Origin of the sequence: Bifidobacterium parmae, from assembly GCF_002860365.1 — a bacterium.
GTDB lineage: Bacteria > Actinomycetota > Actinomycetes > Actinomycetales > Bifidobacteriaceae > Bifidobacterium > Bifidobacterium parmae.
Window position 1 is genome coordinate 13,141 of sequence record NZ_NMWT01000016.1, and the last position, 16,106, is coordinate 29,246.

Here is a 16,106-nt window from a genome sequence, read left to right on the forward strand (position 1 = left end):
AGACCGAGCGAGGACCGGGCGAAGACGCGGAAAGCCCCTTCCATCCGTAATCCGTAGCGGATGGAAGGGGCTTCGTCGTATCGGTGCCGCCGGAAGAGCCGGAAGAACCAGTCTGCTCACGCCTTGCGGGATTCGCGCAGCGCCTTGGCGCGGGCGATCGTGTCGTCCACGAGCACGGCCTGCGCGTCCACGAGCGGCAGCTGCGGCATCGGGAACGCCTCGTTGAGCACGGAGAGCTCGGTGCAGCCGAGAATCAGCGCGTCGGCGCGCACCGGACCGGACGGGTCGAGCATGTCGTGCAGCACCGACTCGTAGCGTTCCAGGTTCAATCCGCCGGAGCCCTTCACGTCGTCGTAGATGAGCGACGTGATGCGGTCCTGCAGCGCGTCGTCCGGTTCGACGAACTCGTAGCCCGCCTCTTCGACGGCCTGACGGTACACGCCCGCGGCGCGCGAGCCGAGCGTGCCGAGGAAGCCGACGCGTTCGCACGTGCCCGAAGGCGCGTGCGGGTACAGGGCGGCGAGGCGTGCGACGGCTCCGCGCGGCATGTGCAGGATCGGCACGGGGGTGAGCGCCTGGAAATGGTCGTAGAAGTAGTGCGCCGTGTTGCAGGTGAGCACGATGAAGCTCGCGCCCATCGCGGTCGCCTTCTCGATGTCGTCGGCAATCACCGGGAACGGGTCGTCGTCCGACTGGCCGGTGATGAACGCGGTGCGGTCCGGCACGGCGGCGTCGTTGAACACGACGTAGTCGAGGTACTCCTGGTCGCAGTGCGCATGCGTGCCCTCGTTGACGAGACGCACGTAGCTTTCCGTGGCCAGCGAGCCCATGCCTCCCAGCACGGCGAAGAACGGTCTTCTCACTTCAATGCGCCCTTCTGTCGGAAGTACTTGGCGTAGCTCTTCTTGTAGATCGAGAACATGTGGTGGATCATCAGCCAGCGCAGCGGGTTCATGTCCTTCGAGTACTCGAGCGTGGTGCCCCAGTCGCCGGCCTTCATCATCGCCATGCCGCGCGTCTTGTCCTCGCCTTCGGCGACGTAGTCGGTGAAGATCGAGCGCGGGATCTCCAGCCACAGCTTCGAGCCGCGGCCGAACACGGTGTTCCCGTCGAACGGCGTGTCCTCGACGAGGTCGTCGACGAAGTACTTCGCCAGGTTGAAGCCGTTGAGCGTCACGAAGTAGCTGGAACGGCCCTGGCGCAGGTTGATCTCGAACAGCTTGTACTCGCCGTCGCGCTCGTCATACTTCATGTCGAAGTTCGCGACGCCCTCGTAGCCGATGTCCTCCAGGAACGCCTTGATGTGGTCGAACACTCCCTGGTTGAAGTCGGGGATGATGGCCGCGTAGTTGCCGGCGGCCACGGGGGAGGGGTCCTCGAGCAGCGGGTGGCCGAGGAACATCATGCGCACGCGGTGGTGATGGTCCACGTACGCGTTGAGCACGCGCATGCGCGAGTCGTCGCCGGGGATGAAGTCCTGGATGATCATCTCGGACTTGTAGCCGGCGTCGTAGGCGCGGCGGATCATCGTGTCCAGCTCCTCCGGACGTTCGAAGATGTACGCCTTGCGGCGGCCCTCGAAGTCGATGTCGAGCCATTCGACCGAGTTGGCCGGCTTCATGGCCACCGGGTAGGAGAACGGCAGGTCCTTGTACGCGCCGAGCCTCACGTCCTCGGCGGTCACGGTCTTCGTCTTCGGGTGCGGCAGGTCGTACTTCTCGCACAGCTTGTAGAACGTGGCCTTGTAGGCGAGCTCGCGCGACAGGCGGATGTCGAGCGTGTTGTAGACGAAGTACTTCCTCAGGTCGTCGCCGCACTGGCTCAGCAGGTTCGCGTACACGTCGCCGCAGGGGATGAGCAGCAGCGCGCGGTCCGGGTCCTCGGCCTTCATGCGCCGGCCGAGGTCGAGCATGAAGTCGCGGAACGTCACGAAGTTGTCGAAGTCGGGCACGATGTGCACGTTGACGATCTTGCTGAACTTGGTGGGGCTCAGCTGGAAGTACGCGTACGCGTCGGAGACGATGCCGTACTCCTCGTGGAACGCGCGGGCCATGCCGTACACGTTGATGTCGCTGCCAAGCAGAATCGGTTGGAATCGGGTCATGGTTGCTCACCTTACTCCCTGCGCATGCCGTTCGAGCGCATGCCGCACGACGTTCGCGTCGCCCGGCCACGCCACCGGCCTGCCGTCGATGATGTTGCGCGTCTCGTGGCCCTTGCCGATGACGAGCACGATGTTGAGGCGTCCGTTGGCCTCGGCATCGGCGCGCGCCTCGTCGATGGCCGTTTCGATCGCCTGCTCGCGGTCGACGATCACCTTCGCGGTCGCGTCCGGGTCGGTCACGTGGGAGGCCATTTCCTCGGCGATCGCGCGCGGGTCCTCGAAGTTCGGGTCGTCGGTGGTGAGGATGAACGACTTGGCGCGTCCCAGCGCGCCCTTGACGATGCCTTCGCGGCGGTCGATGGCCTTGCCGCCGGTCGATCCGGCGACGAGCGTGATGCGCGGGTCCCGTTCGCCGTACACGCGCAGCACCTCGTCGACGACCGATTTGGTGGAGATGTAGTTGTGCGCGTAGTCCACGTACACGTGCAGGTTCCCGCCTTCGGTGAACCGTTCCATGCGTCCCGGCACCTGCACGCGTTCGACGGCGCGCATCGCCGGGTCGTCGAACGGCACCCCGGCCTTCATCGCCAGCGTCATCGCGGTGCCCGCGTTGAGGAAGTTGAATTCGCCGAGCATGTCGAGTTCGAGCGCGACGGTCGCGCCGCCGCTCGTCACGCGGATGCCGGTCTTGCGCGTCGGGTCGACGGCGATTGTCACGTCGGCGGGCGTCGTGTGGCCGGTCGCCGGGTCGTCGAGCGCGAACGTCGTGACCGGCACGCCGGCGCGTCGCGCGTCCTCGCGCAGCAGGTCGGCGTGGTCGCAGTCGGCGCCGAGCACGAGCGTGCGCGAGTTCGCGATGATGCGGCGCTTGCAGTAGAGGTAGTCCTCGAACGTGGGGTGTTCGATCGGGCTGATGTGGTCGGGGGAGATGTTGAGGAACGCGCCGACGTCGAAGGTGAGCCCGTGGACGCGGTTCACCTTGTACGCCTGCGAGCTGACCTCCATGACGAGGTACCGCATGCCGTTGTCGACGGCCTCGCGCATCATGCGGAACGCGTCGAGCGATTCGGGCGTCGTGAGTTTGGACGGCGTCCACGTGTGCCCGTCGAGGCAGCAGGTGAGCGAGCTCATCATCGCCGCGTGGCCGTGCGAGTATTCGTTGAGGATCGCGTGCGTGAAGTAGTCGGTGGTGGTCTTGCCTTTGGTGCCGGTGATGCCGATCAGGGTGAGCGCGTCCTGCGGGCGGCCGTAGAACTCGGCGGACAGCAGGCTCATCGCCTTGTGTACGTCCTCGACGATGAGGCCCGGGGCCTTCGTGCGGTCCGTGTAGGGGGTCTCGGCCACGTAGGCGCCGAGGCCGCGGTCGTCGATGTCGTCGAGGAACTCGGGTTTGAACCGTCCCTTGACGAACAGCAGCGTGCCGTCCGCCACCTTGCGGGTGTCGTAGGTGATGGACGGGATCGGATCGTCGGCGCCGGGCAGCGTCGAGGCGTCCATCGTCCAACGCTCGCCCGTGACGATCTCACGAAGCAGATGATGGTTATCCAGCAGCTTGGCCGCGGCGGCGAGGCTCAACGGCGAAGTCGTGGTGGGCATATGGTTCTCTCCCTAGTATCGAGTGGCGGCGCCGGGTCTCCCCGGCGTCACCGCACGATACTACTCCACCGGCGTCTCACCGCGATGCCAGCAGCCGTTCGACCACCTTGTCGTCGCCCTCGTATGGCACGTGCCGGTTGCGGTCCTTGATCCAGCGTTCGTCGCCCTTGCCGATGACGAGCACCACGTCCGTGCGTTCCGGGTGCGCGCGGGCCTCGTCCAGCGCGTCGGCGATGGCGGCGACGCGGTCGACGATCGTGGTCGTGGCGACGCGCGGGTTCGTCACGTGGGAGTGCATGTCGCGGCAGATGTCCTCGTAGGGTTCGGTGTCGGTGTCCTCCGCGGTGAACACGAAGCGGGCGATGCGGTCCTGCGCCGCCTCGACGATCTCCCGGCGGCGGTCGAGCGCCTTGTCGCCCGCCGCGCCGGTCACCAGCGTGACGACCGGCGTGCGGCCGGCGTAGCGCGCGTCGACGAAGTCGAGCAGCGCCGTGACCGAGACGCGGTTGTGCGCGTAGTCGACGATGACGTCGGTGTCGCTCGTCTCGTCGTGGAAACGCTCCATGCGGCCGGACACGCGCGTCGGCTCCATCGCGTGCAGCGCCCCCCGCCTCGTCGGCCGGCACGCCGGCCGCATGCGCGATGGCGACGGCGGCCAGCGCGTTCTCGTAGTTGAAATCGCCGGCGAGCGCCAGCCGGTATCCGCCGAGGTCGTGGCTGTCGAGGCGCATCGCGTAGGCGTCGTGGCCGCCGTCCGTCGGCCATGCGATGGCCGACGCGTCGGCGTATCCGCGGGTCTCCGTCGCGTCGTCGCCGTCGGGCGCGGCGTCCAGCAGCGCGAATTCGGTCACGGGCACGCCGGCGGCGGCCGCGTCCTCGCGCAGCAGGTCGGCGTGGTCGGTCCGCGCGTTGAGCACGAGCGTGCGGCTGTTGTCCACGATGAGGCGCTTGCAGCGCAGGTAGTCCTCGAGCGAGGGGTGTTCGATGTCGCTGATGTGGTCGGGGGAGATGTTGAGGAACGCGCCGACGTCGAAGGTGAGTCCGTGGACGCGGTTCACCTTGTACGCCTGGGAGCTGACCTCCATGACGAGGTATTTCATGCCGTTGTCGACGGCCTCGCGCATCATGCGGAACGCGTCGAGCGATTCGGGCGTGGTCAGGTCGGATTCGATGTAGGTGCGGCCGTCGAGGCAGTTGTCCACCGAGGAGAACAGGGCGCAGCGGCCGTCTGAGTGGGTGTTGAGCACGGCCTGCGTGAAGTAGGCGGTGGTGGTCTTGCCTTTGGTGCCGGTGATGCCGATCAGGGTGAGCGCGTCCTGCGGGCGGCCGTAGAATTCGGCGGCGAGCAGGCTCAGCGCCTTGCGCGCGTCGTCGACGATCAGTCCGGGCGCTGCGGCGTGGGCGGACATGTCGGTCTCGGCCACGTAGGCGGCGAGTCCGCGGGCGTCGCAGCCGTCGAGGAATTCGGGGCGGAATCGGCCCTTGCATACGAGCATCGCTCCGGGGGCGACCTTGCGGGTGTCGTAGGTGAGCGAGGCGAACGGTTCGTCCGCTCCGGGCAGCGCCGCGGCGGTCCTCGACCAGCGTCCGCCGTGGATCACCTCGCGCAGCAGATGGTGGCGTTCGAGCAGTGCCGCGGCGGAGTTGAGGGTCAGTGCCATCGGTGTCGCTTCCTTTCATGGCGGGGCCGTGCCCGCCCGATCGTGTCGGTCGTATGCGGCCGTACGTTCCCGTACGGTCGGAAGGCCCGTGCCTCCCGTTCGGACGGCTCCACTGTGGGCGACGAATCTCAACGTCGACTGGGAGGTTGCTTGGGATTCTATCGCCGGATATGCCCGGATGCGCGGACTGCGGCGATTACAATGGGCAATCGTGACCAGCGAGACGAAAGAGACGATGACGGAGCGTCGTGCGCGCTTCGAGAAGCTCGCCATGCCCGCGCTCGATGCACTGTACCGGCGGGCGATGCGCCTGACCAACGACCCGGACGATGCGCAGGATCTCGTGCAGGACACCTTCGAGAAGGGGTTCAAGGCGTTCGACTCGTTCACGCCGGGGACGAACTTCGAGGCGTGGATGACGACCATCGAACGCAACGCCTACTTCAACCAGTACGCGAAGGCGAAGCGGCGCCCGCAGCGGGCGAACGACACGAGCGGCGAATACGACGACTGGGACCTGTACGAGGCGTCCGAGCATTCCTCGGACGGGCTCAAATCCGCGGAGGACGAGTATCTGGACGCGTTCGCGCCCGAGGAGATCATGCAGGCGCTGGCGAAGCTGTCGCCCGAACGCCGGCAGGTGTTCATCGACACGGCGATCGACGGCAAGACGTACCGGCAGGTCGCCGAGGAGCAGGGCGTCGCCATCGGCACGGTGATGAGCCGGCTCAACCGCGCGCGCACCCAGCTCAAGCACGAGCTCGCGTCCTACGCGCGCGAGCACGGGTACGGGTCGCAGCTGCCGGCGAAACCGTCCTCCGGTTCCGGTTCACCCTCGGCGAAGTCGGGGCGGGGGCGTGCCGGTTCGCGCGTTTCCGGCGATAATGGAACCGTCAGGCGGGAATCCGCACAGGGAAAGGAGACGCGATGAACCAGATGCCGGTGGAGCATGTGCGTCGCATCGCCGTCACCCGCACGTCGGCGGACGGCGTCGTCAGCCATACCGAGGTGCGCATCACCGAGACGCGCGTCGTCGACGTGGATCCCGCGGCCGACGCGGACCGTGATCTGCGTGACATGGGGGAGTGCTTCGACCCCGCGACCTGCTGCTCCGAACGCGAGCAGGCGATGATCGCCGCGCTGCGCGCCTACCTGAGGCCCGAGGCCGCGCCGGAATGCCTCAGGATGCGGGTGAAGGCGTGCCTCGACCACTGCTGCGGCGAACAGTGAGCCGGAGAGGCGAATATGAGAAAACCCGCCGGGCCGTGAGGCTCAGGCGGGTTTTCCGCGTCTTGAACAGACAAGAATCAGGCGTTGGGGCGCTTGCCGTGGTTGGCGGCCTTCTTACGACGATCCTTGCGCTTACGTCCGCGCATGCCCATGATGGACTCCTTTACTGGAAAGATAAATAAGCCTTCGGCATTATGCCACAGGACGCGGACGCGCCGCAAACCGCGTTTCGGGGGACGCCCGTCATGCGGTTCGCGGCGCGTGCCGCGGGAAGGGGCGTCAGTCGATCTCGGCCTTGATGAACAGCTTCGTCACGCTGGACTCGCCCGGCTTGATCGCGATGAGGTCCTTGCCGGTGTTGAACGCGTTCGCGTAGGCGGTCTGCGGTTCGACGGCGGTGCCCGCCGGATGCTTGAACGCCGGGAAGCCGGTGCCGGTGCACACCTGGAACGAGGTGATCGTCTCGTCGCCGCCCACATGGACGGTCAGGCCGTCCGGGCGGTGGAACGTGGCGGTCGCGGTGCCGTCGGCGGCGTGCTCGACGTCCGTCCACGCGTCGTCGTACGGCTGCTCGGTGAGCAGGCGCGGCTCGCGGAAGTCGTACTTCGTGCCGTCGACCGGCTCGGTGCCGGTCGGGATGAGGTTCTCGTCGACGGTGACGTGCGTGCGCGCCGGCACGGTGAGCGTGCACTGCGCGTTGTGGCCGTCGATCTCGTCGCCGTGGCCGTTGAAGCCGTTGTCGAGCCACGGGTGGATGGCGAGCGCCCACGGGGCGTCCACGTCGCCGTTGTTGGCGGCCTCGACGGTGATCTTCAGGCCGTCGTCGGTGAGCTCGTGCGTCGCGGTGACGGTCACGTCGAACGGGTAGCCGAGCAGGAACGGCACGCGCCAGGACTGGGTGACGGAGTTCTCGGTGAGGGATTCGAGCTTCCAGAAGGAGCGGTAGCCGTAGCCGTGGATGGCGGTGTTCTTGTCGTGCTCGTCGATCGGCAGCTCGTAGGTCTTGCCTTCGAAGGTGTAGACGCCCGCCTCGATGCGGTTCGGGAACGGGACGAGCAGCTGGCCGTGGCAGCAGGTGACGGGGTCGTCCGGTCCGAGCGGGACGATCACGTTCCTGCCCTTGTAGGTGACTTCGCGCATCGTCGCGCCCAGCTCGGTGATGACGGCCTTGTAGTCGCCGTGGCTGATCGTGTACTGCTGTCCCGTGCGCGGGGGAAGGTTCTTGGTCATATATGTCACTCCAGAGTGAATATGAAGTTGTTTGCGGTGTACGCGACAACTTGCGTTATCGCTAACACGTCCAGTCTAGCGTTATTTTCACGTCACGCGCCCGTGCGCCTCCCGCGAATCGCGCGGCGCAGGTCGCCGGCGGTGCGGTAGAGTGCATGCGTAACGATTGCGGCGCGGGGCGCGCCGATGCCCGAGACGATCGAGAAAGGTCCCTGATACCCATGGCGAAACGCATCGTATTGGCCGATCCGCGCGGATTCTGCGCCGGCGTGGACCGGGCGATCCTCACCGTGCGCACGATCCTCAAGGGCTCGCACGTCGCGCCGGGGTCGGACCTGCCGCCCGTGTACGTGCGCCGTCAGATCGTGCACAACAAGCACGTGGTCGAGGACCTCGCCTCGCAGGGCGCCGTGTTCGTCGAGGAGCTGGAGGAGATCCCCGACGGGGCGGCCGCGGCGGGCGTGCCGGTCGTGTTCTCCGCGCACGGCGTGTCGCCCGCCGTCAAGGCGGAGGCGAAGGCGCGCGGGCTCAACGTGGTGGACGCCACCTGCCCGCTCGTCGCCAAGGTGCACCGCGAGGTGCTGCGCTTCGCCCGCTCCGGCTACGAGATCGTCTACATCGGGCACAAGGGCCACGACGAGGCGGTCGGCGTCGTGGGGGAGGCGCCGGAGCACGTGCATCTGATCGAGCACGAGCGCGACGTCGAGGGACTCGACTTCACGCCGGGCACGAAGCTCGTGCTCCTGAGCCAGACCACGCTGAGCGTCGACGAGACGGCCGGCACGATCGCCGCCCTCAAGGCCCGCTTCCCGTGGATCGAGATGCCGCCCAGCTCGGACATCTGCTATGCGACCTCCAACCGCCAGGCCGCCGTCAAGCTCGTCGCCGAACGCTCCGGATGCGTCGTGATCGTGGGGTCGGCGAACTCGTCGAACTCCGTGCGCCTCGTCGAGGTCGCGCAGGAGGGATTGGGGGAGCGCGGCCGCGCCCACCGGGTCGACGACGCCGGCGACCTCGACCCCGCATGGTTCGAGGGCGTCGAGGCGGTCGGCGTCTCCTCCGGCGCGTCCGTGCCCGAGGAGTACGTGGACGGCGTGATCGCCGCGCTGCGCGAACGCGGCTACACGGACGTCGAATCGGTGGAGACCACCAAGGAGACGATGCACTTCGTGCTGCCGGCTGAGCTCCGCAGGCGGTGATGCACAGGACCGTCACATCGCGTTGGTAGGGTATTGCCCGTTGAGCCAACCCCGAGGAGATGGAATACCTTATGTGCGGAATCGCCGGATTCGTCAACGACGACCCGATCGACGTCAAATGCCCGGTCATCAAGCGGATGACCGACATCATCGCCCATCGCGGCCCCGATTCGGAAGGCAAGTACGTGGACGGGCACGTGGCGCTCGGCCACCGTCGTCTGAGCATCATCGACCTCGGCGGCGGCCAGCAGCCCATCTACAACGAGGACGGCAACCTCGTCATCACGTTCAACGGCGAGATCTACAACTACCAGCCGCTGCGCGCCCAGCTCATCGAGGCCGGGCACACGTTCACCACCGAATCCGACACCGAGGTGCTGCTGCACGGCTACGAGGAGTGGGGCGTCGAACTGCTGCAGAAGATTCGCGGCATGTTCACCTTCGTGATCTGGGACAAGACCAAGAAGGAGCTGTTCGGAGCCCGCGACCACTTCGGCATCAAGCCCTTCTACTACGCGAAGATGAACGGCACGTTCATGTACGCCTCCGAGATCAAGAGCCTGCTGCAGCACCCCGACTTCGTCAAGGAGCTCAACCGCGAGGCCCTCAAGCCGTACATGACCTTCCAGTACCCGCCGTTCGCCGAGACCTTCTTCAAGGGCGTGTTCAAGCTGCCCGAAGGCCACTACTTCACCTACCGCGACGGGAAGATGGACATCCACCGCTACTACGACGAGCGCTTCCGCGAGTCGGACGTGACCCTCGACCATCTCGTCGACACCATCGACGACACGGTCATGGGCTCCGTCAAGGCCCACCAGATCGCCGACGTGGAGGTCGGCTCGTTCCTCTCCTCCGGCGTGGACTCCAGCTATGTGGCCGCCGTGGCCCGCCCGCAGCACACGTATTCGATCGGCTTCGGCAAGGGCACGTACAACGAGAGCCAGCAGGCCGGCGAACTCGCCGAGATCCTCAAGCTCAACAACACGGCCGAGGCCCTGACCGACGAGGAGGCGTTCAGCGCCTTCCCGCAGATCCAATGGCATCTCGACGAACCCGACTCGAACCCGAGCTGCGTGCCGCTGTTCTTCCTCTCGAAGCTCGCCGCGCACGACGTGAAGGTCGTGCTCTCCGGCGAGGGCGCCGACGAGCTGTTCGGCGGCTACATCGACTACGGCGTGCACACGAAGTCGAAGGCCATCAAGGTCGTCACCCGCTGGCTCACCCACCTGCCCGCCGGCGCACGCCACGCCATCGCCCGCTGGTGCAAGGGCAAGACCTTCCACGGCGCCTGGCACCTGTACGCGAACCTCGCGCCCGCCGAGGAGAGCTTCATCGGCCAGGCGCGCGTGTTCGAGGAGTCCGAGTCCGACCGCATCCTCAAGCCCGCGTACCGCAAGGCGCCCAGCGTGCAGAGCATCGTCGACAGGACCTACGCCCGCATCGAAGGCAAGGGGCTGAGCGAGCTCAAGAAGAAGCAGTACCTCGACATGCACCAGTGGATGCCCGGCGACATCCTCCTCAAGGCCGACAAGCTCACGATGGCCCACTCGCTCGAACTGCGCGTGCCGCTGCTCGACAAGGTGCTCATGGGCGTCGCCGAACAGGTGCCCACCAAGTGGCTCATCAACGACGAGAACACCAAGTACGCGTTCCGCCAGGCCGCCGGCCGCCACTTGCCCGAGGAGTGGAAGAGCCGCGAGAAGCTCGGCTTCCCCGTGCCGATCAAGAAGTGGCTGCGCGAGGAGAAGTACTACAAGCTGGTGCGCTCCGTGTTCGAACGCGACTACGTGAACGAGTTCTTCGACCAGGACGCGCTCCTCAAGATGCTCGACGACAACTACGCCGGCAGGACCGACGACCGCCGTCGCATCTGGACCGTCTACACGTTCCTCACCTGGTACGACGTGTACTTCGTGCACGACGGCTCCAAGCCGGCCGTGCTCGACCTGGGAGACTGAGCCGCCCCGAAGGGCCGGCGCGGACCGGCTCCCCGGCCCCGCGCCATTCACCGGAAGGCTTGACCGTGACCGCGGTCAAGCCTTCCGGCTATCATCAGTGCGGTTTGTGTGCACACACAGGTTGGACCAATCCAAGTTGTCCATACTGTCGAGAGGGCGGCGCGCGGGAGGCCCCGCGCCGCGCGGTTACGCGACAAGAACAAACAGAATCAATCAAGAGAGGTTTCGATGGCGGTTCGCGGTGATATCCGTAATGTGGCGATTGTGGCTCACGTCGACCACGGCAAGACCACGCTGGTGAACGCGATGCTCCAGCAGTCCCACGTGTTCAACGAGCGTGAGGAAGTGCCGGATCGCGTGATGGACTCCAACGATCTGGAGCGCGAGAAGGGCATCACCATCCTCGCGAAGAACACGGCCGTCGAGTACACCGGCCCGCTGGCCGCCAAGTACGGCCACCCGGAGGGCATCACCCTCAACATCATCGACACCCCCGGCCACGCCGACTTCGGCGGCGAGGTCGAGCGCGGCATCTCCATGGTCGACGGCGTTGTCCTGCTCGTCGACGCCTCCGAGGGCCCGCTGCCGCAGACCCGCTTCGTGCTGCGCAAGGCGCTCGAGGCGAAGCTGCCGGTCATCCTGTGCGTGAACAAGGTCGACCGTCCGGACGCCCGCATCGAGGAGGTCGTCGGCGAGACCTCCGACCTGCTGCTCGGTCTGGCCGACGACGTGCAGCACGAGGGCATCGACCTCGACCTCGACCAGCTGCTCGAGATGCCGGTCATCTACTGCGCCGCCAAGGCCGGCTACGCCTCCGCGAACCAGCCGGAGAACGGAGGCCTCCCGGACAACGACAACCTCGAGCCGCTGTTCGAGGCCATCATCTCCAACATCCCCGCCCCGGAGTACGAGGAGGGCGCGCCGCTGCAGGCCCACGTCGCCAACATCGACTCCTCCGACTTCCTCGGCCGTCTCGGCCTCGTGCGCATCTACAACGGCACGCTGGAGAAGGGCAAGACCTACGGCCTGAGCCGCGTCGACGGCTCCATCGAGAACTTCCGCGTCGCCGAGCTGCTGCGCACGCAGGGCCTCGAGCGCACGCCCGTCGAATCCGCGGGCCCCGGCGACATCGTCGCCGTCGCCGGCGTCAACGACATCATGATCGGCGAGACCATCGTCGACCCGAACGATCCGAAGCCGCTGCCGCTCATCCACGTCGACGACCCGGCCATCTCCATGACCTTCGGCGTCAACGACTCCCCGCTGGCCGGCACCGAGGGCAAGGACCACAAGCTCACCGCCCGCATGATCAAGGACCGTCTCGACCGCGAGCTCATCGGCAACGTGTCCATCAAGGTGCTGCCGACCGACCGTCCGGACGCGTGGGAGGTGCAGGGCCGCGGCGAGCTCGCGCTGGCCGTGCTCGCCGAGCAGATGCGCCGCGAAGGCTACGAGCTGACCGTCGGCCGCCCGCAGGTCGTCACCAAGAAGATCGACGGCGTGATCAACGAGCCGATGGAGAACACCACCATCGACGTGCCCGAGGAGTACATGGGCACCGTCACCCAGCTCATGGCCGACCGCAAGGGCCGCATGGACGGCATGACCAACCACGGCTCCGGCTGGGTGCGCCTGCAGTTCACCGTGCCGTCCCGCGGCCTCATCGGCTTCCGCACCGCGCTGCTTTCCGCCACGCGCGGCACCGGCATCTCCTCCTCCATCTCCGCCGGCTACGCGCCGTGGGCCGGCCAGATCACCATCCGCCAGAACGGCTCGATGGTCTCCGACCGCAAGGGCGTCGCCACCCCGTACGCCATGCAGCGTCTCCAGGCGCGCGGCAACTTCTTCGTCGAGCCGCAGTCCCCGGTGTACGAGGGCCAGGTCGTGGGCGTCAACAACAAGCCCGACGAGCTGGACGTGAACATCACGCTCGCCAAGCACATGACCAACATGCGCTCCTCCACCGCCGACGTGCTTGAGACCCTCACCCCGCCGATCAAGATGAGCCTCGAGGAGTCCCTCGACTTCGCGAACGAGGACGAGTGCGTCGAGGTGACCCCGGAGTCCATCCGCGTGCGCAAGATCATCCTCGGCCGCGAGGACTGGTACAAGTGGCGCGCCAAGCAGCGTCGCCAGAACGCCGCCCAGCAGGGCAAGTGACGTCCGTGAGGACGGGCGCGAAGACCACGGCCGACTCCGACGGGCGGCCGTGGTCGCACCGGTTCGGCCCGTTGGGCCGGACCGTCGTCACGCTGCTCGCGGGTGCGGGCGCCGCGTTCGTCGGCACGCTCGCACACCGCATGGGCGCGGCCGTGAACATCCCCTACGGGCTTCTGCTCGCGTTCCTCGTCATCGCCCTGTCCACCTACTGCGCCCGCGCGCGCCAGGGCGTGACCGGCCTCGCCCTGCATCTCATCGTCTCGTCGGCCGCCGCATGGGGCATCGCCCTGTTCGGCGGCCCGGGCGGCGACGCGCTCGTCGTCGCCGGGTTCAGCACGCCGACCACCTATTTCAGCCAGCACGCCGGCTACATCTGGCTGTACGGCGTGATCCTCATCCAGGCCGCCATGCTGGTGCTGCCCGCATCATGGTTCCGCATCCCCGCCCCGAAAGGCGAATGACGGTACAGTGGTGTCCTATGACACGCGAAACCCTGTTCTATCTCGGGCCGGAAGGCACGTTCACGCATCAGGCGGCCATGGAGGCCGCCGCGCAGCTCGCGGATGAGACGGCGGGGCGGGCGGGCTTCGACCTCGTCCCCCTGCCCGACGTCCCCGCCATCATGGAGGCCGTCCGCTCCGGCCGCGGCCTCGGCGTCATCGCGTGGGAGAACAACGTCGAAGGCTACGTCGTGCCGAACCTCGACGCGCTCATCGACGCGGACGACGTCGCCGGTCTCGCGCGCGTGCGCGTCGACGTCGCGTTCGACGCGTTCACGCGCCGCGGCGACGATCCGCTCGCCGCGCGCGACGCCGCCGGAACCGCCGACGGCGCTCGCCCCGCCGCGATCCCCGTCTCCGCGCACCCGCACGGCCTCGCCCAATGCAAGCGCTTCATCGCCGAGCATCGTCTCACGCCCACGCCCGCATCGTCGAACGCGGCCGCCTGCCGCGACCTCGAACCGGGCGGCGTCGCGCTCGGACCGCGCATCTGCGGCGAACTCTACGATCTCGACACGCTCGCCGCGCGCGTACAGGACTTCGCGGGCGCGCACACCGACTTCCTCGTCCTCGGCAGACGCGACGACGTGCGCGCGTCGAACGACCGCGCACGCGCGCGCGACACCGACTTCGAGACGATCATCACGTTCATCCCGCTCGTCACCGGCCCCGGCGTCGTCGCCAACGTGCTCGACATCCTGCGCGACGCGGGACTCAACATGACGAGCTTCATGTCCCGTCCCATCAAAGGCGACGACGGCACGTACAGCTTCATCGACACGCTCGACGCCGCGCCGTGGGAGCCGCGCTTCCGCGACGTGCTCGCGACGCTCGCCGCGCACGGCATCTGGCTGAAGACGCTCGCCGTCTACCCGCGGCGCGAACGCTCCAACCCGCCCGTCGAAGCGTGGCGGCTGCCGCAGGGCGGCGTTCACCTCGACGCGACGCGCATCAGCGACGACTGGGAGCAGGACGAGACCACGAGGAGGGAACTGCTGTGGTAGACACGACCACCATGACCGACATGACCGCCGGACGTCCCACGCCCGCGTCCGCCGGGCCTGTCGGCATCATCGGACTCGGCCTGATCGGCGGCTCGCTCGCCCGCAGGCTCGTCGCCCGCGGCATCGACGTCGTCGCATGGAACCACCGCCCCCACCCGTACGCGGAAGCCGAGAAGGCCGGCATCCGCTGCGTGCCGACGCTCGACGCGCTCGTCGCCGCGCGCCCCTCGACGATCGTCCTGTGCAACCCGTTGAAGGCGATGCCCGCCATCCTCGCCGTGCTCAGACCCCTGATCGACATGACGCCCGGCCTCGACGTGACGCTCACCGACGTGGGCAGCGTCAAAGGCATGGTGCGCGACCAGGTGAAGGCCGCCGGGCTCGGAAGCCGCTACGTGGGCGCGCATCCGATGGCCGGCAACGAACTGTCCGGCTGGTCTGCCGCCGACCCGCGTCTCTACGACGACGCCCTGTGGGCCATCACCGTCGACGGGACGACCGACTACGCGCGTTTCCTCGACGTCGCCTGGCTCATCACCGCCGGCGTCGGCGACCGCGTGATTGTCCTCGACGACGACACGCACGACAAGGCGGCCGCGCTCATCAGCCACATGCCGCACGTCGTCGCCACAGCCATGATCAACACGCTCGTCGCCAGCCCCGACCGCAACATCGCGGCCGCGCTCGCCGCCGGCAGCTGGCGCGACATGACGCGCGTCGCCCTGACCGACCCGGACCGCACGCGCGCCATGGTCGAGGAGGACGCGGAGAACGTCGAACGGCTGCTGCGCGACATGGCCGCGCGCCTGCTCAAGGTCGCGAACCTCCTGCACGACGAGCGGGACGAGCGCGACATCGCCGTCGACGCGCAGGCACAGGCCGACATGCTCGGCTTCTTCGCCGAAGGCCAGCCGTTCCGCGACTACAAGGCCGCGCAGCGCGCCATCGCCGCGCGGGCCACGCCGGCGGGGGAGCGGGGCACGGAACCGCCGCGCGACGATGCGGCCCCGCACGGGAACCCGTACAGGACGGTCGAACTGCGCATCGACTCGTCCGGCGACTGGCGGGGCGAACTGCTCGCCTCCGCGCGCCGCGGCGAGCACATCATCGCCTTCGACGGCCCCTTCGCCGCCCGCGCCGAGATCCGTTCCGCCGTCTGACGGCTACGGCCTCGTCCGCGGCCGCTCCGGCACCGGTTTCAGCGTGGCGATCGTGTCCGCGTCGATCGTCACGCGCTGCTGCGGGCGCGAGCCGTTCGCGGCGGCGTCGCGCGACAGTTCGAGCGTGCGCCCGTCCCATCCGAGCACGTGGCCCACGTAGTCGCGGAACTTGGTGCGCCCGTCGGCCGGATCCACGCCTTCGATGACGCGCACGACGATGCGTGCGCCCGACGGTATCTGTCTCGGCAATGCCATGATGCCCTCCCCAAACGGCGTTGTTTCGGTGGCCGCGGCCGTTCAT

Annotated in this window: 14 protein-coding genes and 1 pseudogene; 8 read left to right on the top strand and 7 right to left on the bottom strand. The window is 67.6% G+C overall.

From position 1 onward, the window contains the following. Positions 1-116 precede the first annotated feature (116 nt). The 4 genes and pseudogenes from Uis4E_RS06425 to Uis4E_RS06440 all read right to left on the bottom strand — a co-directional run bounded on the left by Uis4E_RS06425 (position 117) and on the right by Uis4E_RS06440 (position 5,361). Positions 117-863, bottom strand: a complete 747-nt coding sequence (locus Uis4E_RS06425) for an aspartate/glutamate racemase family protein (protein ID WP_101622379.1) — start codon at positions 861-863, stop codon at positions 117-119. Continuing rightward, the gene (locus Uis4E_RS06430) at positions 860-2,104 is read right to left on the bottom strand and encodes a carboxylate--amine ligase (RefSeq protein WP_101622380.1); all 1,245 of its coding nucleotides are present in this window, start codon (positions 2,102-2,104) and stop codon (positions 860-862) included. Before Uis4E_RS06430 ends, Uis4E_RS06425 begins: the two co-directional genes overlap by 4 nt. 6 nt (positions 2,105-2,110) lie before the next feature. Continuing rightward, a complete protein-coding gene (locus tag Uis4E_RS06435) occupies positions 2,111-3,700 on the bottom strand; it encodes a UDP-N-acetylmuramoyl-L-alanyl-D-glutamate--2,6-diaminopimelate ligase (protein ID WP_101622381.1) in 1,590 nt (529 codons plus the stop codon). Positions 3,701-3,776: 76 nt separating this feature from the next. After that, a pseudogene (locus Uis4E_RS06440) lies at positions 3,777-5,361 on the bottom strand (UDP-N-acetylmuramoyl-L-alanyl-D-glutamate--2,6-diaminopimelate ligase). Between the two features lie 235 nt (positions 5,362-5,596). Between Uis4E_RS06440 and Uis4E_RS06445 the strand changes: the two are divergent. Further along, positions 5,597-6,292 carry a sigma-70 family RNA polymerase sigma factor gene (locus Uis4E_RS06445; RefSeq protein WP_165784892.1) on the top strand — a complete coding sequence of 232 codons (696 nt, stop codon included), beginning with the start codon at positions 5,597-5,599 and terminating at the stop codon, positions 6,290-6,292. Beyond that, positions 6,289-6,591: a hypothetical protein gene (locus Uis4E_RS06450; RefSeq protein WP_101622383.1), complete on the top strand. Its 303-nt coding sequence runs from the start codon at positions 6,289-6,291 to the stop codon at positions 6,589-6,591. The genes Uis4E_RS06445 and Uis4E_RS06450 overlap by 4 nt, the downstream gene beginning before the upstream one ends. A 77-nt stretch (positions 6,592-6,668) precedes the next feature. Here the strand turns inward: Uis4E_RS06450 and Uis4E_RS12425 are convergent, their stop codons facing one another. Together Uis4E_RS12425 and Uis4E_RS06455 are read right to left on the bottom strand one after the other, a co-directional pair. Next, complete coding sequence (locus Uis4E_RS12425) at positions 6,669-6,743, bottom strand: 50S ribosomal protein bL37 (RefSeq protein WP_003817083.1); 75 nt, start codon at positions 6,741-6,743, stop codon at positions 6,669-6,671. Positions 6,744-6,870: 127 nt separating this feature from the next. Beyond that, positions 6,871-7,821, bottom strand: a complete 951-nt coding sequence (locus Uis4E_RS06455; protein ID WP_101622384.1) for an aldose 1-epimerase family protein — start codon at positions 7,819-7,821, stop codon at positions 6,871-6,873. Between the two features lie 221 nt (positions 7,822-8,042). Here Uis4E_RS06455 and Uis4E_RS06460 point away from each other — a divergent pair, with 221 nt between their 5' ends. From Uis4E_RS06460 to Uis4E_RS06485, 6 genes are all read left to right on the top strand, one after another. Beyond that, on the top strand, positions 8,043-9,020 hold the full coding sequence (locus Uis4E_RS06460) for a 4-hydroxy-3-methylbut-2-enyl diphosphate reductase (protein WP_101622385.1): 978 nt from the start codon (positions 8,043-8,045) through the stop codon (positions 9,018-9,020). Positions 9,021-9,091: 71 nt separating this feature from the next. Beyond that, the gene (gene asnB / locus Uis4E_RS06465; protein WP_101622386.1) at positions 9,092-10,981 is read left to right on the top strand and encodes an asparagine synthase (glutamine-hydrolyzing); all 1,890 of its coding nucleotides are present in this window, start codon (positions 9,092-9,094) and stop codon (positions 10,979-10,981) included. A 228-nt stretch (positions 10,982-11,209) separates the two neighbouring features. Continuing rightward, positions 11,210-13,141, top strand: a complete 1,932-nt coding sequence (gene typA, locus Uis4E_RS06470) for a translational GTPase TypA (protein ID WP_101622387.1) — start codon at positions 11,210-11,212, stop codon at positions 13,139-13,141. Then, complete coding sequence (locus Uis4E_RS06475) at positions 13,138-13,602, top strand: alcohol dehydrogenase (protein ID WP_243394392.1); 465 nt, start codon at positions 13,138-13,140, stop codon at positions 13,600-13,602. Before typA ends, Uis4E_RS06475 begins: the two co-directional genes overlap by 4 nt. A gap of 17 nt (positions 13,603-13,619) precedes the next feature. Further along, a complete protein-coding gene (locus Uis4E_RS06480) occupies positions 13,620-14,645 on the top strand; it encodes a prephenate dehydratase (protein WP_101622388.1) in 1,026 nt (341 codons plus the stop codon). A gap of 11 nt (positions 14,646-14,656) precedes the next feature. Then, entirely contained in the window at positions 14,657-15,805 is a 1,149-nt protein-coding gene (locus Uis4E_RS06485) for a prephenate dehydrogenase (RefSeq protein ID WP_423734923.1), read from the top strand. A 3-nt stretch (positions 15,806-15,808) separates the two neighbouring features. On the opposite strand, the gene Uis4E_RS06490 is transcribed toward Uis4E_RS06485, so the two are convergent. Further along, complete coding sequence (locus tag Uis4E_RS06490) at positions 15,809-16,060, bottom strand: DUF6725 family protein (protein ID WP_101622389.1); 252 nt, start codon at positions 16,058-16,060, stop codon at positions 15,809-15,811. Positions 16,061-16,106 lie beyond the last annotated feature (46 nt).